Annotated in this window: 19 protein-coding genes; 12 read left to right on the forward strand and 7 right to left on the reverse strand. The window is 60.8% G+C overall.

Features of this window, described 5'->3' with window-relative positions:
- The first annotated feature begins 7 nt into the window (after positions 1-7).
- The 5 genes from WBQ77_RS07865 to WBQ77_RS07885 all read left to right on the forward strand — a co-directional run bounded on the left by WBQ77_RS07865 (position 8) and on the right by WBQ77_RS07885 (position 7,113).
- Entirely contained in the window at positions 8-781 is a 774-nt protein-coding gene (locus tag WBQ77_RS07865; RefSeq protein ID WP_424043559.1) for a DUF2189 domain-containing protein, read from the forward strand.
- 553 nt (positions 782-1,334) lie between these two features.
- A complete protein-coding gene (locus WBQ77_RS07870; RefSeq protein ID WP_424043557.1) occupies positions 1,335-2,741 on the forward strand; it encodes an amidohydrolase family protein in 1,407 nt (468 codons plus the stop codon).
- Positions 2,742-2,881: 140 nt separating this feature from the next.
- Positions 2,882-4,570 (forward strand): hypothetical protein, encoded by a 1,689-nt coding sequence (locus tag WBQ77_RS07875; protein WP_424059693.1) that lies wholly within the window; start codon positions 2,882-2,884, stop codon positions 4,568-4,570.
- A gap of 2 nt (positions 4,571-4,572) precedes the next feature.
- Positions 4,573-5,853 (forward strand): carbohydrate porin, encoded by a 1,281-nt coding sequence (locus WBQ77_RS07880; protein WP_424059695.1) that lies wholly within the window; start codon positions 4,573-4,575, stop codon positions 5,851-5,853.
- 66 nt (positions 5,854-5,919) lie between these two features.
- On the forward strand, positions 5,920-7,113 hold the full coding sequence (locus WBQ77_RS07885) for a D-alanyl-D-alanine carboxypeptidase/D-alanyl-D-alanine-endopeptidase (RefSeq protein WP_424041479.1): 1,194 nt from the start codon (positions 5,920-5,922) through the stop codon (positions 7,111-7,113).
- Between the two features lie 127 nt (positions 7,114-7,240).
- Here WBQ77_RS07885 and yegS read toward each other — a convergent pair whose 3' ends face one another.
- Both yegS and WBQ77_RS07895 read right to left on the reverse strand, forming a co-directional pair.
- Entirely contained in the window at positions 7,241-8,239 is a 999-nt protein-coding gene (yegS, locus tag WBQ77_RS07890) for a lipid kinase YegS (RefSeq protein WP_424041481.1), read from the reverse strand.
- A gap of 82 nt (positions 8,240-8,321) precedes the next feature.
- Entirely contained in the window at positions 8,322-8,744 is a 423-nt protein-coding gene (locus WBQ77_RS07895) for an ester cyclase (RefSeq protein ID WP_424041483.1), read from the reverse strand.
- A 62-nt stretch (positions 8,745-8,806) separates the two neighbouring features.
- On the opposite strand from WBQ77_RS07895, the gene WBQ77_RS07900 reads away from it, so the two are divergent.
- On the forward strand, positions 8,807-9,079 hold the full coding sequence (locus tag WBQ77_RS07900; RefSeq protein ID WP_424041485.1) for a hypothetical protein: 273 nt from the start codon (positions 8,807-8,809) through the stop codon (positions 9,077-9,079).
- A 64-nt stretch (positions 9,080-9,143) separates the two neighbouring features.
- Here WBQ77_RS07900 and WBQ77_RS07905 read toward each other — a convergent pair whose 3' ends face one another.
- The 3 genes from WBQ77_RS07905 to WBQ77_RS07915 form a co-directional block, all read right to left on the reverse strand.
- Positions 9,144-9,539 (reverse strand): hypothetical protein, encoded by a 396-nt coding sequence (locus WBQ77_RS07905; protein WP_424041487.1) that lies wholly within the window; start codon positions 9,537-9,539, stop codon positions 9,144-9,146.
- A gap of 186 nt (positions 9,540-9,725) precedes the next feature.
- Positions 9,726-10,121: a hypothetical protein gene (locus tag WBQ77_RS07910; RefSeq protein WP_424059696.1), complete on the reverse strand. Its 396-nt coding sequence runs from the start codon at positions 10,119-10,121 to the stop codon at positions 9,726-9,728.
- 439 nt (positions 10,122-10,560) lie between these two features.
- Complete coding sequence (locus tag WBQ77_RS07915; protein ID WP_424041491.1) at positions 10,561-11,010, reverse strand: GatB/YqeY domain-containing protein; 450 nt, start codon at positions 11,008-11,010, stop codon at positions 10,561-10,563.
- 309 nt (positions 11,011-11,319) lie between these two features.
- Between WBQ77_RS07915 and carA the strand changes: the two genes are divergently transcribed.
- Complete coding sequence (gene carA / locus WBQ77_RS07920; protein WP_424041499.1) at positions 11,320-12,528, forward strand: glutamine-hydrolyzing carbamoyl-phosphate synthase small subunit; 1,209 nt, start codon at positions 11,320-11,322, stop codon at positions 12,526-12,528.
- 23 nt (positions 12,529-12,551) lie between these two features.
- Here carA and WBQ77_RS07925 read toward each other — a convergent pair whose 3' ends face one another.
- Positions 12,552-12,959: a hypothetical protein gene (locus WBQ77_RS07925; RefSeq protein ID WP_424059698.1), complete on the reverse strand. Its 408-nt coding sequence runs from the start codon at positions 12,957-12,959 to the stop codon at positions 12,552-12,554.
- Between the two features lie 157 nt (positions 12,960-13,116).
- On the opposite strand from WBQ77_RS07925, the gene carB reads away from it, so the two are divergent.
- From carB to WBQ77_RS07950, 5 genes are all read left to right on the forward strand, one after another.
- Entirely contained in the window at positions 13,117-16,554 is a 3,438-nt protein-coding gene (gene carB / locus WBQ77_RS07930; protein WP_424059700.1) for a carbamoyl-phosphate synthase large subunit, read from the forward strand.
- A 91-nt stretch (positions 16,555-16,645) separates the two neighbouring features.
- Complete coding sequence (greA, locus tag WBQ77_RS07935) at positions 16,646-17,119, forward strand: transcription elongation factor GreA (protein ID WP_424041495.1); 474 nt, start codon at positions 16,646-16,648, stop codon at positions 17,117-17,119.
- Between the two features lie 82 nt (positions 17,120-17,201).
- Positions 17,202-17,588 carry a hypothetical protein gene (locus tag WBQ77_RS07940; RefSeq protein ID WP_424041497.1) on the forward strand — a complete coding sequence of 129 codons (387 nt, stop codon included), beginning with the start codon at positions 17,202-17,204 and terminating at the stop codon, positions 17,586-17,588.
- Positions 17,585-17,689, forward strand: coding sequence for a serine hydrolase (locus WBQ77_RS07945; RefSeq protein WP_424042487.1), 105 nt, complete (start codon positions 17,585-17,587; stop codon positions 17,687-17,689). The genes WBQ77_RS07940 and WBQ77_RS07945 overlap by 4 nt, the downstream gene beginning before the upstream one ends.
- Positions 17,690-17,938, forward strand: a complete 249-nt coding sequence (locus WBQ77_RS07950) for a hypothetical protein (RefSeq protein ID WP_424042486.1) — start codon at positions 17,690-17,692, stop codon at positions 17,936-17,938.
- Positions 17,939-18,094: 156 nt separating this feature from the next.
- Here the strand turns inward: WBQ77_RS07950 and glk are convergent, their stop codons facing one another.
- On the reverse strand, positions 18,095-19,069 hold the full coding sequence (gene glk, locus WBQ77_RS07955; protein WP_424059702.1) for a glucokinase: 975 nt from the start codon (positions 19,067-19,069) through the stop codon (positions 18,095-18,097).
- Positions 19,070-19,368 lie beyond the last annotated feature (299 nt).

A 19,368-nucleotide genomic window follows, 5' to 3' on the forward strand; every position in this document is an offset into this window, starting at 1 on the left:
GGCAAATATGGATAACTCTGGCGGACTACCAGATATCGCCAAGGTCGATTGGAAAGCGCCATTCCAGTGGCTGGCCGGGGGCTGGCGGGACCTCTGGAAAGCACCCCTCCCCTGCTTGACCTATGGCCTTCTCCTCGCGCTGGTGAGCTTTGCGGTTTCCTATGCGCTTGTTTCCTCCGACGCGGAGTTCTGGGCCCTGGCGTTGACCTGCGGCTTCGTTTTTGTTGCCCCCATGATCGCGATGGGTCTGTACGAGGCGGGACGGCAAATCGAACTTGGGCAGAAGCCGACGCTTGGCGAGATGCTCTATGTCCGCGACGCCGTCCGGCTCGACCTCGCTTATCTCGGTCTGTTCCTGCTGATGATTTATCTTCTCTGGGGGCGGATCGCTCAGATCATCTACGGCCTGTCGACCTACCAGCTGCACCGAACCGTCGACGACTTCGTGAATTTCGCGCTCAACACGCCAGACGGGAATACGATGCTCATCACAGGAACGGTGGCCGGCGGGTTGATGGCGTTCTTGACCTATTGCTGTGTGGTCGTCGCTGCTCCGATGCTCCTTGATCGCCATACCGGCGTCTTTGCCGCCATCGCCACAAGCGTCCGGGCCGTGACCGAGAACTTCTGGCCGATGCTTCTATGGGCCGTCATCCTCGGCGCGCTGACTCTGGCTACCGCGGCGACGGGCTTTCTCGCCCTGACGATCGTTTTCCCCTGGCTTGGCCTTGCCAGCTGGCGCGCCTATCGCGAGCTGGTACCCGGACCGCTGGCGGAGTAAGCCGCGTTTCCACGTAGCCTTCCCTCGGCATACGCGAATGGATTGCGCTACCGCCTGCCGGCGCTGCTGCCCACGCGCGAAACGAGCGCGGCTTGTAGAAGCGCAAGACAATCGCTACTGGCTTCTCCGCGACGCCAGAACTGGCAAGCATCCGTACGACAACCAGCGGCTCGCGAATAATGGCGGGGTAGGAGCCAAGCCCTTATTGATCGGCCTTGCTGGCCGCGCCGGTTGGCGTTTGGCCCATGATCACTTTCCGTATGCTGAACTTGGCTTGCACGAATTTAGGGCCAGAGCGCAACCCTCGCAACGTTATAGGCATTGTTCAATTTTTACTTAGCCCTGCAGCCTATGAGGGAACGCCTGTTCGGGCCTGCAAGACACGCACGGTGCAGAAAACTACTCAAACATACACCGCCCAGCCGCAAGGCCCCCGAGGTTCTTTGCTATCCATAGACAGCCCCCGGTTGCGGCTGATTCCGATAGGGGTCGGGCGGACCTTCGAGTAGACTCGGGAGCTAGATCAAAAAGCCATACGCGCCTAGGAGAAACAATGTTTAAGAGATGCATACTGGCTAGTCTCGTGCTCGCCATAACTCTTCCTGCCGGCTTGACCGCCGCGGTCGCCGCCGAAGACGACGCCAAACCTCAAATCCTGTTCACCGACGTCAATGTCTTTGACGGTAAGAGTGATGCGGTCGCCGAAGGCATGAGCGTGCTGATCGAAGGCAATCTCATTACGAAAGTCGCCAAGGGCAATATCGAGGTGGGCGACGATGCAACCGTGATCGACGGCGGCGGACGCACGTTGATGCCTGGGCTGATCGATAATCACGTGCATCTGATGCTGCCCGGCCCGACGCTCCCGGCGATGGAGGCGAACAGCACCTGGGAGGACCTCGCCATCCATGGCGCCGCGCAGTCCGAGATGTATCTGATGCAGGGCTTCACCACGGTGCGTGACGCGGGCGGCGCCAATGCCGGGCTGCAGCGCGCCATCGATACCGGTAAGATCGTCGGCCCGCGCCTTTATCCGTCGGCCGCGTTTCTCGGTGGCCGTGGCGGCCATGCGGACTTCGCCAACTTTACCGCGCCGCTCGGCGCCTCGTCGAACTTTTCGCGCCTCAACATGGCGCGAGAGGTCGACGGAACCGATGCCGTTTTGAAAGCCGCGCGCAATAACTTCCGCATGGGCGCCAGCCAGCTGAAGGTTATGCAGTCCGGCGGTGTCGTATCGGCGTTCGATCCCTGGCAGATGGAAGGCCGCACCGTGCCCGAAATCGAGGCCGCCGTTGAGATCGCCAACCAGTATGGCAGCTACGTCATGGCGCATTCCTACAAGAAGGAATCGATCCTGCGCGCGCTCAATTCCGGCGTGAAGTCCATCGAGCATGGCTTCATGTATGACTGCGAGATCGGCGAACTGATGAAGGAGAAGGGCGCCTATATCACCACCAATCTGACGGCGTTCGCGCCCGGCCTCTTCGACATCCCAGCGGTGCGTGATGTCCCGGCTAGTCTGCGCAAGGCGAAGTCGGCAACCGCTGCTTTCTCTGGCTATGTCGACAACATGAAGAAGTGCCCGGTGAAGCGAGGTCACCACACGGACTGCGTCGGCACGATAAGCGCCTGCCAGAAGCAGATCGCTTACGAGAAGTACTTGAACGGTGACTTCTTCGGGAACCACGCCGCGCTGGTATCGATGACCTCTGTCGGTGGCGAGATCGCGGCGATGTCGGGCGAATTCATGAACCCCTACCCCGAAGGCGCGCTCGGCTTGATCCAGGAAGGGGCGTATGCGGATATTCTCGTCGTAGATGGAAACCCGCTCGAAGACCTGTCAGTCCTCGGCACGTCCGACAAATGGTTCGATGCGCCGGAACCGCCTGAGAGCCCGGAGACCATTCGCATCATCATGAAGAACGGCAAAATCTATAAGAACACGCTGGAGGTCATGTAGACCGCAAGCACGCGGAGACTCAGGCAAGTCGCGCGTGACCTACCCAAAACGGCCACTGATCCCGCGCGTGTCCCCATATGGCGCAGGGTCGACCCGGGGAGGACTTCGTGCCCTCCCACCCCCAAGCGAGGAGACCATGGATGCGCGCCTTTAAGACCATCGCTTTTGCGAGTTTGCTTGCGTCGCCGATCGCAGTTGCGACACCGGGCGCCATGGCCGCCGTGGCCATGGATTGCGATGTCGCGATCCTCGGCGGCCGGGTGATGGATCCGGAGACGAAGTTCGACGCGGTGCGCAATGTCTGTGTGCGTGACGGCAAGATCGCGCAGATGACCGAGAACGAGATCACCGGCGTGGAGACCATCGATGCCAAGGGACACGTTGTGACGCCCGGCTTCATCGACACACATCATCATGGGGCCGGCAATCCCTGGGGCGTGAAGGCGAGCTTGCGCGATGGCGTCACCACGCCGCTCGATCTCGAAATGGGCGTCATCAATGTCGATGGCTACTACGCCGAACGCGACGGGAAATGGCCCGTCAACTACGGCGCCGGGGTCTCGCACGAGTTTCACCGCATGCGCGTTCTCGACAAGATAGACATCTCGGAGCCGGCCCATGGCGATGACTTTGGCCGCTTGCGCAACGAGTCCTACAAGGAGAACGACACGCCCGACTGGGCCGTGACTCGGGCCTCGCTCGAACAGTTGAACGAGATGCTGGCGAACATGGACGAGGACCTAAAAGCAGGTGCCCTCGGTATCGTCTCCACGACCGGCTATATGGACAAGGGCGTTACAACGCTCGAACTGTTCAACGTTCAGAGGGTGGCAGCAAATTACGGACGCCTTTATGCGTCCCATGTCCGCCTCTTGGGCAACACCTCCCCGCCGACCGAAGGCACTCTCGGCGCTTTCGAGCAGATTGCCAATGGAGTCGCGCTCAACCAGCCGCTGCTTCTCAGCCACAATAACAATGCCGGCTGGTGGGAGGTGGAGGAGCATCTGCAGCTGCTGCGCAAGCAAGGCTACAATGTCTGGTCGGAATATTACCCTTACACCTGCGGGTCCTCGACCATCGGATCGGAGTTCATCAAGCCTGAAAATATCGGCGCGCTGAATCTCGACTACACAAACCTCATCGATCCGCGCTCCAGCGAGAAAATGAACCGTGAGATCTACGATAAGATCGTCGCCGAGGACCCGGCCTATATCATCATCCTTTGCCTCCCCGCGCGCGAGGAATGGCTACCGATGTGGCTGTCGGTTCCGCATATGACGGTCGCGGGTGATCAGATGCCGCCGGTCGACGAGACAGGAAACAGGCTCGGTTGGAACGATCCGTTTGAGGCCTATAACGGACACCCGCGAAGCGCAGGTACGCACGCCAAGACCCTACGGTTGGCGCGCGAACTCGACGTGCCGCTGATGCAGGTTCTCGCGCAGAACAGCTACTGGTCGGCAAAGCATCTGGGCGACGCAGGCATCGAGGCGATGAAAGTGCGCGGCCGCCTGCAAGAAGGCATGGCTGCCGACATCACCATCTTCAATCCGGAAACTGTCACGGACAACGCCGGCTACAAGCTTGGCACGAACGGCCTACCCTCGACCGGCATCCCCTATGTGCTTGTCAATGGCGTGGCTATGGTCAAGGACTCCGAAGTGCAGGACAGTGCGCGTCCTGGCCAGCCGATCCGTTATCCGGTTGAAAACACCGGGCGCTTCAAGCCGCTAGAGAAAGAAGGCTATTTGAAGAATCTTCTGGGTGGCGCCATCCCCGTGCCGCATGGCATGCACGGCGCCGGCGATCATGTTGGAGAGCAGCGCTGACCATGTTACGCGCCCTCTCCGTCTCCGCACTCATGGCTCTTGCCGGCCTGCCAACACCAGCTTGGGCGCAAGACGGCGGCGACGCGGTGGAGCAGCCTGCGGCCGGCGCCGCGATCTTGCGCGGTGCCGCGGAGGCGGGGCTCGGCGGCCCACAATCGGTGGGACCGCAGTTGCAGGAAGATGCAGCGCAGCGCGAAACGCTATCGCGCCGGCCGCGTGTGGACGCCTTCTTCGATCCTGCGGAAGCCAGTCTACGGCGGCTCAGGGAGATTTCAGGTCTTCAGGTCGGGCTCGACTATCAAGCGGTCTACCAGGCCGCTACGGATAGTCTCACCGACGAGACCCAAGCCTCGAGCGGCAGCGCGCGCCTCTTCGGCAAGTGGCAGCTCCTTGGCGGCGAAAGCGCCAATCCCGGTTCGCTCGTCTTCCTGCTCGAGCAGCGCCACGAACTCTGGAACGAGCTCACCCCAGCGCAGCTTGGCGGCGATGTCGGCTATCTCGGCATCACCGGCACCACATTCTCAGACAATGGCGCGTCCTTGACGACGCTCTATTGGGAACAGGCTCTGATGGAAGGCAACGCCGGCTTCGTCGCCGGGCGCATCGATCCGACCGACTACATCGACATCCTCGGTTACGCCAATCAACGCACGACGTTTCTGAACCTTTCATCCCTGGTCAATCCCTCGATCGCCCTACCCGATCCCGGCTTCGGATTTGGTGTTGGCGCGATGCTGACGGACCAATTCTTCGTAAAGGGGCTCGTCTCGGACGCGAACGGGTCCTTGACCGATGTGAGTTTCTTTCCCGGCGGCGATGAGGTCTTCACCTATGGCGAATTTGGTTGGACACCCGCCCGCGAGGATCGCTTTCTCACCAATGTGCATATGGGCGCGTGGCATGTGGACGAGCGCGTCGAAGCCGGAGTCCCGGAAAGCCAGGGTATCGTCGTATCGGCCAACGTCACAATTGACGACGTGTTCATGCCGTTCGTACGCGCTGGCTGGTCGGACGGCGAGGCGCCCTTCTACAAGACGGCCATCAGCGGCGGATTCATTTACTACTTCCCGAACTATCGGGATTTGATGGGCTTCGCTGCGGCCTGGAACGAGCCCGCAGCATCGGGGCTTGCCAACCAGACGACGCTGGAGGCGTTCTACCGCTACCAGTTCTCCGACAACATCGCGATCACCGCCGACGCGCAGCTTCTGCTCAACCCGGCACTGAACCCGGACGAAGATCAAATCGCGGTGTTCGGGCTACGCGCCCGGGTCGACCTCTAGGCACTCCTCCGAAGACTAAGATCGCTGTAGCCATCGCCTCCCGTCGCCTTGTAAAAGGATGCTGCCATGTGGTCTCGCCTGCTCATCATTACCCTGCTCCTCGTTCCCGCTCAGGGATTGTCGACCGCCGCACATGCCGGCGCCAAGGAGCGTGTGAGAGCCCTCGCGCCCAAGGGCATCGTCTTAGTGATAGACGAACAGGGCAACGAGCTCATCGCGCAGAACGTCGACAAACCGTTCGTGCCGGCCTCCGTCGCCAAAGTGGTGACGGCTTGGCTTGCCATGGAAGTGCTGGGACCCGACTACCGCTTCAAGACTCACTTCTATCTAGACGAAAATCGCGTGCTCTATGTGCGTGGCGGCGGGGACCCGATGCTGGTTTCCGAGGAACTGGCCATGCTCGGACCGGCGCTGGTCGCCGCGATCGGCACCGAGCCGATCACCGGCATCGTGCTGGACCCCAGCTACTATCCCGATGAAGTCCGTATTCCGGGCATCGAAAACAATAGCCGCTCCTATAATGCACTGAACTCCGCTCTGGCGGTGAATTTCAACACGATCAACGCCGTGCGCCGCGGCAAGTCGGTCGTCTCCGGCGAAAAGCAGACACCGATCACACCATTGGCCATCAGCCAGTTCCGGGCACGGGGGCCTAGAGGCCGAGGCCGCATCAGCCTTGCGAAAGACCCCAAGCTCAGCCTGCTCTATGCTGGGGAGTTGCTCTCCGCCTTCATCGTCAAGGCGGGCGGCAAGGTGGAGGGAGAAATCACCATCGGACCGGTGCCGGAAGGCCTTCAGCCCGTCTATATCCACCAGCAATCGCGCTCCCTCGCGGCGATCATCAATCTCCTGCTGATCGGCTCGAACAATTACATCGCCAACCAGGTGTTCCTGGAGATCGGCGCCCAGCGCTATGGCGGACCCGTGAGCCTCGAGAAGTCGCTCCGGGTCGCCAATGAGATGTTGGCGGCGAACGGGCTTCAAGACGATATCTATCTCGAGGAGGGCTCAGGTCTCAGCCGCGGCAACCGCTTCACGGCGCGTGGCCTCGCCCAGGTCCTCAACCTCTTCGTGACCTATGCCGAGCTGATGCAGGGCCGTAACGGCGGCACGAACAAGACCGGCACCATGTCGGGCATCCGCACGCTGGCCGGCTACGCCGATACGGCAAATCACGGCCGAGTGCGCTTCGTGATCGCCCTCAGGGGCGGCGGCCGGCTGCGCTACCAGGTCCTGAAGGCCATCGAGCGCGGGCTCTAGGGCGGAGGGAACGCCTAAGCGGCAGGCTGACCGCTGTTGGGCCTCGACCCGGCTCAGAATGGTGTTGGCCAACGAGACTGTTTCGGAACCGAAACGGACATTTCCTATGAGCTGACAGCGTCCCGATCTATGAGCTGATAGGTGTTTTGCCCAAAACCACCGACAATGCCTTTGGGCAGCAGTGAAAATCGAAACTAACGCCCTGTACCGGCTCTCCGTCGAGATTCACATGGAGCGGCTTTTTCGACTCGATCTTGAAGTTCGACAGCTGACGATAGAGCAAGTGCTCGTTCGTGGCGTTGGTTGGGTCTTTCAACTCGGCTGCGATGCGGTTGACCGTAGCGGGCTTAGCGCCGCTAACGACGGCCACGTCTAGCAAACCGTCCGTGAGGCTGGCCTGTGGCGCGACGTCGTATCCTCCACCGGCGAAGCGGCTGTTGCCGACTGCCATGACGAGCATTGAGCCGGCTTCAACGCTGCCATCTGGAAACACAACACGTCCCTCATATGGCTTGAGTTGGAACGCTTTTACAAAGCCCATGATTGAGTAGGCCACGCCGCCGAGCGACTTCTTCATGTCTTGAGGTGTCGTCGCAGTTACCTCTGCGCCGAAACCCGCGCTTGCGGCGTTGATGAAGTGCTCGCCATTCATGCGCCCCACATCGATTGCGGTTGGCTTCCCAGTGCACGCCAACACTAGCGCGCCACTCAGGTCCGTCGAATCTATGCCAGCGCCTCTGGCAAAGTCGTTTGCTGTCCCGAGCGGGAGGATCCCGAGTGAAACTTTTCGGGTTTCATCCTGCCTCATCATTACATTGACCACGGCGTTTAGCGTACCGTCTCCACCGCCAGCAACGATCCGTTCGGTGCCGCTCTTGATCGATCGCCGAACAAACCCGCGGAGAGATCTCCCATTCCAGGGAATAAAAACATCGATGTCGATACCCGACTGGCGAGCGTGCTTTACCGCCGCCTTTACCTCAGGCCTTGTGCAAGATTTCTTGTGCAGGACAAGACAGATTTTGGATTGTTTCTTTGCCATTTTCTCTCGTAGCGCGCCTTCAAAGTGACAAGCATACGATGGAAATCGCGATCTGGCGACGATCCGGGTGGTGGCAACCGGCACCTAGCGGACGCACAGCGCGACCGTTGTTGGCGGTACAGCTGACAACTCTCGAACGGTTCAAACAACGTGTTCGGATAGGCAGCTAGTTCAAAAAGCCCAAGGCTTCGAACAGGCGGTACTTGTCCCAATCGACCCAGCTTTCCGAGATCTTGCCATCAGCAAAGCGGTCGATCTGAACGCCCGTCCAGGTCGCGCGTTTTCCCGACGGCGGATGACCAAGATATTCGCCGGTCTGCGTAGCCTCGAATTGCCATCGTGTGGCAACCAGATCACCTTCTGCGACTTGGTTGAGGATCGTCACGTCGAAGTCCGACAAGGCCGTGCGGCACTCGGCGACGATGGCCTTCCAGCCGTCGAGATCGACGCCCTTGATCCCTCCTGCCGCGGCCGGTTCCTGGTGGTTGAGGTAATCCGGCGCAAACACGTCTTCAGGCCTGCCTGAGCTTTCGCTCGACCAGAGTTCAAGCGATTGGCGCGCCAAGCGTTTCATCTCGTCGATTGTCATGTCCGCCCCCTGGTTGAGGTCCGAAAGTGTGATATCTCAATGCTACGACGTTTTGGGGGCAGATGATGATCGAAATCATTTTGATCGTGCTTCTGGCACTGTTCGCCGTGGGCGCCCTATTCGTGTGGTGGCTCTTCGACATCGACGTCGCCGATATCGTGGCCGCGAGCGTCACGCCGGCGATCGGCATCGGGCTCATCTATGTCTACGGCACGCCGCTGGCCTGGGCCGGCGGACTTCTCCTGCTCGCAATTGGCGCCTTTGCACTTGCCTATTTGATGAAACGGCGGGAGCGACGAGCCTCGCGGCGCGGACATTATCGCGACGCGCAGTAGCCGGACGTTACGAAACCAAGGCCGGGGAAGCCTTTGCCCCCCTGCCCTGTAGCGATCCGCGCGATCATGTCGCGAGTTTTACTTTGTGGGTTCGCATGTGCCGAACTGCACGAATGTGCGCCCGGCTCGCGAGATCAACCCCGACATGGCCCCCGGTCGGCTTCTCGACAACCGCCGTCCAAGTCTGAAGCCCCTTGCGGCCCCGCAAAATGTGGACTTGCTCGTTCTCGAAGATGTCGCCCTTCTCCAGGAGCTTGGCGCCACCGAAGAGACCGGAGAACAGGCCCTTCTCCTTGACGTTGAGCGTCACCATCGGCGGGATGCCCGCGTTCTGGTGCCTGACCCGCTTAAAGCCCGAAACGGCCGTGCATTCGAAAACTTCGTGAACCGCGCAAGCATAGGCAGGCATCGCATCGGCCGTCACAGGCGCGATGGCAAGAGCTGCAAACGGCGCCAGCACAAAAAGCTTTCAAAAAGTCGCATCAGATCATCCTTTTTGTGAGTGGTGGAATCCGGCGCGCATGCTGCTCCGGCGCGACAAGGGAAAGTGATGCAATGAGACTGTCAAAAATAGAACCGGGCGGCACCGAAGTGCCGCCCGGCCTTTGTCCCCGCTCGCAGAAGCAAGGGCTCTCCGATAAGGCTCTTAGTAGAGGACGTTGCTCGCCGACCGGGTCAGGATCTCGCCCTTGTTGAGCACGGCCATACCCTTGGCGTTCGGCGCGCAGGTTATGACGATGCGCTCGTTCTCAACGCCGTCGAGGTGGAACAGCTCGCCGGGGTGCAGCGCGACACGCACGCGCGTAGCCTTCACGCCACTGTCGCCCGACGCGGCAGACATGACCATGCTCACCGAGCAGTTGCCGTTATCCGGCTCGAAATAGGCAACAAGACGCGACTTGCCGACCATTGCGAGGATAGGCTCGTACGGACCGACGGGCCCGAGGTTCGTCATGTTCGATTCACCCGCCCCGGCAAGACCGGTGGTGGCGAACAGCGACAGCAAAGTTGAAGCCGCAATGGGAAGGATGTTCTTGAACATCAGTAGGCCTCCAATCTCATATCAAATCTGAACACGAACTAATTCCGTGCCCCGTTGACTTGATAGGTAATGCTGCATTGCGGTATATATATGGTGCAGCGCAACGACATACTGCCGCGTGGCTTCCTGCCGCAGGATTCTCCCAATGACTCGATCAGCATTTCCAATTTTTAAAACAAGGCGATTCGCGGGCGTAACAAGGGAGAGAGACGGTTAAGCGCTCGCGCCCCGACCGCAATCTATGTACTCTTAAGACGCCTATTTTCGAGTCATAATTGTGCAAGTGCACAATACTTCGCCAACCTCCTGACCGAGCTTAGGAATGGCGCGCAGATATGCGGCAACCGTCAGAGATTTTGGTTTTATCGTGGCGGCGGATTGGCGGGCAATTGACCGGCGCTTCCGGTGCGCGCCGTGCCGACTGATTCAGGCGCGTTAACTAAGTGAGCTTCTCTTTCACGGCGCCGCTGGCCTTGCCGAAATCCATTTGGCCGGCATAGCGGCCTTTCAGCACACCCATGACCTTGCCCATGTCGCGCATGCCGCTCGCTCCCGTTTCCGCGATCGCCTCGTCGATGGCTTTGGCCGTGTCCGCGTCGGACATTTGCTTAGGGAGAAACTCGCGGATGATCGCGACCTCCTCACCCTCTTGTTGGGCGAGCTCGGCACGCCCCGCCTCGGCATAGATCTTCTGAGACTCTTCGCGCTGCTTGATCATCTTGGCCAGCAACTCGAGCAATTCGGCGTCCGTCGCCTGCTCGGTCCCTGACGTCCGCGCCGCGATGTCGCGATCCTTGATGGCGGCGCTCACGAGCCGAAGCGTGGAGACACGGCGCGCGGCGCGCGCTTTGGTCGCCTCAATCAGGGCGGCGGTGATGGTCTCGCGCATCGGTCTCAAGTTTAGCTACTTTTGGAAGGAAGCCCCCAACCTAATCGACGGCACGGACTCACGCAAGCGAATTTACGCATCTAACGCATTGTTTTCACAAGAAAATTTTTGACCCAATGGATTGACCGCGTTACAAAGCTGACGTAAACACCCCATCTTAAGGACGCGCGCTCCTTAAAAACGTGGTTCACGAGCCTGACTGACCTGAGCGCAACGCCCCACCGTTTGCAGCTTTCGACTTGGCAACCACCTACACCAGCCGGACATAGACATTCGCGGATGACTGACCAGCACGACACAGGGCCAACCATGGCCGCGCCGACGCACGCGACACCGCCAAGGACACAGCCTTGGGCGGACGAAGCGCCGACGGCGATGCTCGTTCTGGCCAATGGGACTGTGATTGAGGGGCGCGGAGCGGGCGCCGCCGGCGCCGCCGTGGGTGAAGTCTGCTTCAACACGGCCATGACCGGCTACCAGGAGATCCTCACCGACCCGTCCTATGCCGGGCAGATCATCACCTTCACCTTCCCCCATATCGGCAATGTGGGCGCGAACACCGAGGACATCGAAACCTCGAATCTCGCGGCCGCGTCCGGTGTGAAGGGGTGCGTGCTGCGCACATCAATCACCCAACCGTCCAATTGGCGCGCCGCGCAGGACTTCGATGCCTGGCTGAAGGCTCGCGGCATCATAGCCATTGCGGGCGTCGATACGCGGGCGCTGACGACACTGATCCGCGAGAACGGCATGCAGAATGCCATCATTGCCCACGCGCCGAACGGCGTCTTCGATGTCGAGGCGCTGAAGCGCGAGGCCGCTTCCTGGTCCGGAATGATCGGACTGGACCTCGCCAAAGAAGTTACCTGCGGCCAAAGCTACAGCTGGGACGAAACCTCATGGCAATGGGGCGAAGGCTATGGGCGGCAGGAGTCACCGCGCTTCCATGTGGTCGCCATCGACTTCGGCCTGAAGCGCAACATATTGCGTGAGCTGGCTACGGCGGGCTGCACTGTGACCGTGGTCCCCGCCACCACCAGCGCCGAAGCGATCCTCGCACGCAATCCCGATGGCGTGTTCGTGTCGAACGGCCCGGGCGATCCGGCGGCAACCGGCGCCTATGCGGTGCCCGAACTCAAGAAGATCGTCAAGAGCGGGGTTCCAACCTTTGGCATTTGCCTTGGTCATCAGATGCTGGGGCTGGCCCTCGGGGCCGAGACGGCGAAGATGCATCAAGGCCATCACGGCGCCAATCACCCCGTGAAGGATTATGCTACCGAGAAGGTCGAGATCACATCGATGAATCACGGGTTTGCCGTGACTCGCGATAGCCTTCCCGACACGGTTGCCGAGACTCATAGCTCCCTGTTCGACGGCTCGAACGCAGGCCTCAAGGTCAAGGACAAGCCCGTCTTCTCGGTGCAATACCATCCGGAGGCCTCGCCGGGCCCCCAAGACAGTCACTACCTCTTCACACGCTTCGTCGAGCTGATGACGGCGCACAAGAAGACGATGTAGTCGCACGGACCATGAAAACGCTTTTATCTCAACCGGGCAGCATCGACAGACAGGAGATTGTCGCGGTCCCGAAGAAGAAAGAGTGCGAGGATTGCCCCAAGGGTCGGAACGGCGGCCCAGAACAACAGCCCGCGCGGACCAGCCTCCCAGGGGCTAATCAGCTTGTCATATGTCGAGAGTGTCGAAACAGCATGCATTACGAGCATCGCACCATAGGACCAGAAACGCAGAAAGCCCGCCGCGAAGGCGAGGATAATCGCGATTTGCACGAATCCTATTGCGGTCATCGGGTCGGACGCGAGCTGGGTAAAGTAATAGGTGGAGAACACCTTCTGGGCGTGCGCAGGCGCCACTACCTTGTCCACCGCCCACACCATGATGAAAGCGGCGAACGTAAGCCGCATAATCAAAAGAGAGATTTCAAGTTTCATATCCCGCTGCACGCTATTTCCGATCCTGATGTTGTTCCGCTCGTTGGCAAACCCTTAAGCGCCTGCCCAATCCTTGGAAAGACGGACTCACCATCATGTGAAGGGCTTGTCGCATCGGCCACTTCATCTCTCTGTGCAGCCGCAAGCATCGCCTGATATGCCCAAACGCGAAGACATAAAGTCCATCCTGATCATCGGCGCCGGTCCGATCGTGATCGGCCAGGCGTGTGAGTTCGACTATTCGGGCACGCAGGCCTGCAAGGCGTTGAAGGACGAGGGCTACCGGATCATCCTGGTGAACTCGAACCCGGCCACGATCATGACGGATCCGGACCTGGCCGACGCCACCTATATCGAACCCATCACGCCCGAGTTCGTGGCGCGGATCATCGAGCGCGAAAGGCCGGACGCGCTTCTGCCCACGATGGGCGGCCAAACGGCGCTAAACACGGCACTGAGCCTGCAGCGGTCAGGCGTGTTGGAAAAGTTCGGCGTGGAGATGATCGGTGCCAAGGCCGAGGTCATCGACAAGGCGGAAGACCGTGAGCTGTTCCGTAGGGCCATGGATAAGATCGGGCTCGAATCGCCCAAGTCGCGCCTCGCCGACGCCGGCACCCTGAAGCGCGCCGACCGCGAAACCTATCAGGCCAAGGTCGCGCGCATCGAGGCTGAGCATTCCGATCCGGACGCGCGTAAGGAGGCCATGCTCGCGTTTGAGGCTGACTGGGCCCGGCACGAAAGTGAACGGCGGCGGCGCTACGTAGAGCGGGGATTGATCGAAGCACTCGAGGCGATCCAGGACGTGGGCTTGCCGGCGATCATCCGTCCCTCCTTCACGCTTGGCGGCACCGGCGGCGGCGTTGCCTATAACCGCGAAGAGTTCCTGGAAATTGTCGAGGGCGGCCTCGACGCCTCGCCCACCTGCGAAGTTCTGATCGAAGAGTCGGTGCTGGGCTGGAAGGAATATGAGATGGAGGTCGTCCGAGACAAGGACGACAACTGCATCATCATTTGCTCCATCGAAAACATCGATCCGATGGGCGTCCATACGGGCGATTCGGTCACGGTCGCGCCTGCCCTGACGCTCACGGACAAGGAGTACCAGATCATGCGCGACGCCTCGCTCGCGGTGTTGCGCGAGATCGGCGTCGAAACCGGCGGGTCCAATGTTCAGTTCGCCGTGAACCCGGACGACGGACGGCTTATCGTCATCGAGATGAACCCGCGCGTGTCGCGGTCCTCGGCTCTGGCCTCGAAGGCGACGGGCTTCCCGATCGCCAAAGTCGCCGCCAAGCTCGCGGTCGGCTACACGCTGGACGAACTTGCCAACGACATTACAGGCGGCGCGACTCCTGCCTCCTTCGAACCCACGATCGATTATGTGGTGACGAAGATCCCACGCTTTGCCTTCGAGAAGTTCCAAGGCTCCGCACCGACGCTCACCACGTCGATGAAGTCGGTCGGCGAGGCCATGGCCATCGGCCGGACCTTCCCGGAATCGCTGCAGAAGGCGTTGCGCTCTCTGGAAACAGGGTTGACCGGCCTTGATGAGTTTCAGTTCGAAGGGCTCGGCCAGGGCGACGACAAAAATGTGATCCGCGAAGCGCTCGGCACGCCGACCCCCGACAGGCTCCTGAAAGTGGCTCAGGCGCTGCGGCTCGGGGTCGATCATGAGCAGATTTACGACAGCTGCCGCATCGACCCGTGGTTCATCAGGCAGATTCAAAATATCATCGACACCGAAAACCGCGTGCGCGAGCACGGCTTGCCGCAAATACCCGGCGCCTTCCGGGGGCTGAAGGCAATGGGCTTCTCGGACGAGCGGCTTGCCGCGCTTACCGGCGTGACGCCGGGCGAGGTAATGCGCGCTCGGGACGCGCTCCAGGTGCATCCCGTCTACAAGCGCATCGACACCTGCGCGGCGGAGTTCGCATCGCCCACGGCCTATATGTACTCGACCTACGAGACTGGATTCCCCGGCGGGAAGGCTTGTGAAGCCCGGCCGACTGACGCGAACAAGATCATCATTCTCGGCGGCGGCCCGAACCGGATCGGTCAGGGTATCGAGTTCGACTATTGCTGTTGCCATGCGGCGTTCTCGCTGTCCGCGGCAGGCTTCGAGACCATCATGATTAACTGCAATCCGGAAACCGTCTCCACCGACTATGACACATCGGATCGGCTCTACTTCGAGCCGCTCACGGAAGAAGACGTGCTGGAGATCGTACGGAAAGAGCAGACGAACGGCGTCGTGAAGGGCGTCATCGTGCAATTTGGCGGCCAGACCCCGCTCAAGCTCGCCGCCGCGCTGGAAGAGGCCAACGTCCCCATTCTCGGCACCTCGCCCGACGCCATCGATTTGGCCGAAGACCGCGACCGTTTCAAGGCGCTGATCGAACGCCTCGGTCTCCGGCAGCCGAACAACGGCATCGCCCGCTCGGCCGAGGAAGCCGTCGCGATCGCCAAGCAAATCGGTTTCCCGGTCGTGATCCGTCCGTCCTATGTCCTAGGCGGCCGGGCCATGGAAATCGTCCATGACGAGGCGCAGCTCGGGCGCTACATCGCCGAGGCCGTGGTGGTCTCGGGCAACAGCCCTGTCCTGCTCGACTCGTACTTGCGCGACGCCATCGAAGTGGATGTGGATGCGCTCGCCGATGGGCGCGACGTCTTCGTCTGCGGCGTGATGGAGCATATCGAGGAGGCGGGCGTCCATTCGGGCGACAGCGCCTGTTCGCTCCCGCCCCATTCCCTGAAGCCGGAAATCATCGCGGAGCTGGAGCGGCAGGCTGCCGAGCTGGCACGCGCGCTGAATGTGGTCGGGCTGATGAACGTTCAGTTCGCCATCCAGAACGACGACATCTACATACTCGAAGTCAATCCACGCGCGTCACGCACCGTGCCGTTCGTCGCCAAGGTGATCGGCAAGCCGATCGCGGCCATCGCCTCAGAAGTCATGGCGGGCAAGCCGATCGAAGCCTTTGGCCTCACCCCAGCCAAGCTCGACCATATCGCCGTGAAGGAAGCCGTCTTCCCCTTCGCCCGGTTCCCGGGCGTCGACCCGGTGCTGGGACCAGAGATGCGCTCAACCGGCGAGGTGATGGGGATCGACCGCGACTACGCCGTCGCGTTCGCCAAGAGCCAGCTTGGCGGGGGCGCGAAACTGCCCTTAGCGGGTACCGTTTTCGTATCGGTGAAGGATCTCGACAAGGACAAGCTTCTTGCCCCGGCGCGCACTATGATCAATATGGGCTTTCGTATTGTGGCCACACGGGGCACCCAGCGCCATCTTGCCGCACATGGGATCTCCTGTGAGCGGGTCAACAAGGTCCTGGAAGGGCGCCCGCACATCGTTGATGCCATCACAAATGGGGAAATCGACATCGTCTTCAACACCACAGAGGGGTCCAAGGCGCTCGCGGACTCCATGTCGATCCGCCGCTCGGCCTTGCTGAACCACATTCCTTACTATACAACGCTCGCCGGCGCGTTGGCCGCTACCGAGGCGATTAGAGCCTTGCGAGCAGGCAGCCTGACCGTCGTCCCGCTCCAAAGCTATGTTGGCCAGGGCCCGGAAGAGGCCGCCAAAAAGCTTTAGAAAACGGTCAAAATCAACAGATTCTTGACTTCGCCGGGTCACTTCCTTGACAGTATTGTCATGGGATACCCCCAAAGGAGTTTGAACAGATATGGATAAGGTGCCGATGACCGCAGAGGGCTATACAACCCTCGAGGCCGAGATCAAGAATCTCAAAACCGCCGAACGGCCGCGGATCATCAAATTGATCGCTGAAGCGCGCTCCCACGGAGATCTGTCGGAGAATGCGGAGTACCACGCGGCAAAGGAGCTGCAGGGCATTACCGAAGCGCGCATTGCCGACCTGGAAGACAAGCTCTCGCGTGCTGACATTATTGATGTGTCCAAGCTCAAGGGCAGTCAGGTCATGTTCGGCGCGACGGTGACGCTGATCGACGAAGATACGGAAGACAAGGTCAAATACCGCATCGTGGGCGAGGTCGAAGGAAACGTTAAGGAGGGTAAGATCTCCATCACCTCCCCGATCGCACGCGCTCTTCTGGGCAAGACCAAAAACGATGTGGTGGAAGTCTCGACGCCGGGCGGCGGCAAGTCCTATGAGATCGTCAAGGTCGAGTTCAAATAGACCGTCCGGTCTGTCTTGCGCGGCCCCAATCTTGCGCGCCCTCCATCTTTGTTCCGCCGGTGTATCCTCGTATGTGAGCGTCATGTTCACACGTCGCACGTTTTTTGCTCTCAGCAGCGCAGCGGTTCTGGCAGGCACTCTCCCTGCCCGCAGTCTGGGCGCCACGAAGACGCAAGACGTCGACTTGAAAAAGAACGTCGACCTGGAAAAAGCGCTTGCCGCCATCGAAGACAAGATCGACGGACGTCTTGGCGTCGACGTCTCGGACCCGGTGACCGGCGTGAATGCCGCACCACGCGGCGACGAGCGCTTTTCCGTGTGCAGTACGTATAAGCTTCTTGCGGTCCCGGCCGTCTTGCATCGGGTCGACGAGGGTGAGGGGATGCTCTCGCACGAGATCTCGCGGTCCCTCGGGATGCGATCCTCTCCTACGCGCCCGCCACCGAGAAACATACGGGCGGAACCATGACGCTGTCCGATCTGCGTGTGGCCGCCATGATCTGGAGCGACAACACCGCCACCGATCTCATCCTCGAAAGCGTTGGCGCCCCGGAAGCGGCCACGGAGTAGGTGCGCTCCCTTGGCGACAACGTCACCCGGATCGACCGCATGGAGCCCGAGGCCAACATTTTTGGCCCCGGCGAGATCCGGGACACGACGACACCGACCGCCATGCTCGGCAATCTCAAGACGCTGTTTCGGGGGCGATACCCTTTCGCCCATTTCGCGCGACCGGCTTACGGAGTGGGTCCTGGCCAACGAGACTGGCAAGAACTGACTCAAGCTCGGCCTGCCGAGCACATGGCGCGTTGGCGATAGGCGAGGAACCGGCCCAACGGCACGAGCAAAGACATAGCCGTCGTCTGGCTCATGCGCGGCGAACCGATTCTGCGTACCGCCTATCTCACGGGCTCAAAGGCCGACCGAACTGAGCGCGATTCCGCCGTCGCCGCGGCCACAACAGGCTAAGCCGTTTCAGGAGTTCGTGAGCTTGGTGCGCAAACCGGCCGCCGCGCCCTTCAAGCCAGGATAGTCGCTGACGACCACCTGGATCGGGATCGCCTCCACATAAGGCTTCATGCGGCCCTTGCGCTCGAACTCCTCGCGGAAGTCAGCCTGCTCCAGCCGGGACAGCATTTTCGGTGCGATGCCGCCGCCGATATACACTCCACCGCGCGCGCCGAACGCGAGCGCCATGTCGCCGGCGAAGCGTCCGAGCCACTGCACGAAGAAGTCCAGCGCTTGTGTGGCCATGTCGTCCTCGCCGCTGATGGCCATTTGCTCAACCTCTTTGGGCGAAAGGTCCACTTTGCCTAAACCATGGGACGCGGCAATCGCTTGGTAGATGTTTGCAAGGCCCGGCCCCGACAGCGCACGCTCCACCGAAAGGCGCCCAAGGCTTTTGCGCATACGCTCAAGGATCGCCAGCTCGCGCTCGTTTTCGGCCGGGAAGGTTTGATGCCCCCCCTCACCCGGGACCGGGATCCAACCGGACGGCGACCAAATCAGGCCGGCAACGCCGAGGCCCGTGCCCGGCCCGAGCACGACTTTTGGCGCCTCCTCCACCACGCTTACGCCGCCGAGCGCATGGAGTTCGTCGTCGCTCAGAACGGGAAGCGCATAGGCCTGCGCCTCGAAGTCGTTGAACACATAGGCGGCTTCGAGCCCCGCCTCTTGGGCGAGCGTGCTTTGCTTGAAAGTCCAGACGGCGTTGGTGAATTTGACGGTGTCGTCCCGCAGCGGTGCTGCCACGGCGAGGCCAGCATGAGCGATTTTCTCCGGCGCGTCCTTGAGATAGGCTCGCATGGCGGCCGCGAGGGTGGCGTGCTCGGCTGTCGGAAATGTCCGGATGTCCCTCAGCGCGAGCGTCGCCAGGTCGGCCGTGGCAAAGCGCGCATTGGTGCCGCCGATATCGGCGACAAGAGCGTGTGCGGGGATGTCTTTGGTCATGGCGTCGGGCCCTTGAGATCAAGGATCGGAAACACGAGGAATGCTGCGATCCGTGTTAGACGACTTAGCGCAGGATCGAGACATGTTCCCCCGTTTTGGTGCCTTTTACCCACGTTAAGACACGGTCTACACTGTGGCATGGGACTGGGGAATCTCCACAAAATTCGGGGACTTGCTGGGCCTTAGCGCTCCTGGCCGTTTTGCTGTTCACGGCGCTGGTTCCCGGACATGTCGTTTCGCAAGCGACAGCGCTCGCGTTCGGTGGTGACGCCGAGTCGGCCGCCGAAATGCCGTGCCAT

This window comes from Methyloceanibacter sp., assembly GCF_049590335.1.
Taxonomy (GTDB): domain Bacteria; phylum Pseudomonadota; class Alphaproteobacteria; order Rhizobiales; family Methyloligellaceae; genus Methyloceanibacter.

Excerpts from the sequence above, each read along its gene's own strand:
- WBQ77_RS07925 (WP_424059698.1), bottom strand. The coding sequence starts at position 12,959 with ATGAAACTTGAAATCTCTCTTTTGATTATGCGGCTTACGTTCGCCGCT.
- carA (WP_424041499.1), top strand. The coding sequence starts at position 11,320 with ATGGCCGCGCCGACGCACGCGACACCGCCAAGGACACAGCCTTGGGCG.
- WBQ77_RS07870 (WP_424043557.1), top strand. The coding sequence starts at position 1,335 with ATGTTTAAGAGATGCATACTGGCTAGTCTCGTGCTCGCCATAACTCTT.
- WBQ77_RS07940 (WP_424041497.1), top strand. The coding sequence starts at position 17,202 with ATGTTCACACGTCGCACGTTTTTTGCTCTCAGCAGCGCAGCGGTTCTG.
- WBQ77_RS07900 (WP_424041485.1), top strand. The coding sequence starts at position 8,807 with ATGATGATCGAAATCATTTTGATCGTGCTTCTGGCACTGTTCGCCGTG.
- carB (WP_424059700.1), top strand. The coding sequence starts at position 13,117 with ATGCCCAAACGCGAAGACATAAAGTCCATCCTGATCATCGGCGCCGGT.
- WBQ77_RS07880 (WP_424059695.1), top strand. The coding sequence starts at position 4,573 with ATGTTACGCGCCCTCTCCGTCTCCGCACTCATGGCTCTTGCCGGCCTG.
- WBQ77_RS07875 (WP_424059693.1), top strand. The coding sequence starts at position 2,882 with ATGCGCGCCTTTAAGACCATCGCTTTTGCGAGTTTGCTTGCGTCGCCG.
- WBQ77_RS07865 (WP_424043559.1), top strand. The coding sequence starts at position 8 with ATGGATAACTCTGGCGGACTACCAGATATCGCCAAGGTCGATTGGAAA.
- WBQ77_RS07885 (WP_424041479.1), top strand. The coding sequence starts at position 5,920 with ATGTGGTCTCGCCTGCTCATCATTACCCTGCTCCTCGTTCCCGCTCAG.
- WBQ77_RS07915 (WP_424041491.1), bottom strand. The coding sequence starts at position 11,010 with ATGCGCGAGACCATCACCGCCGCCCTGATTGAGGCGACCAAAGCGCGC.
- greA (WP_424041495.1), top strand. The coding sequence starts at position 16,646 with ATGGATAAGGTGCCGATGACCGCAGAGGGCTATACAACCCTCGAGGCC.
- WBQ77_RS07895 (WP_424041483.1), bottom strand. The coding sequence starts at position 8,744 with ATGACAATCGACGAGATGAAACGCTTGGCGCGCCAATCGCTTGAACTC.
- WBQ77_RS07945 (WP_424042487.1), top strand. The coding sequence starts at position 17,585 with ATGACGCTGTCCGATCTGCGTGTGGCCGCCATGATCTGGAGCGACAAC.
- glk (WP_424059702.1), bottom strand. The coding sequence starts at position 19,069 with ATGACCAAAGACATCCCCGCACACGCTCTTGTCGCCGATATCGGCGGC.
- WBQ77_RS07910 (WP_424059696.1), bottom strand. The coding sequence starts at position 10,121 with ATGTTCAAGAACATCCTTCCCATTGCGGCTTCAACTTTGCTGTCGCTG.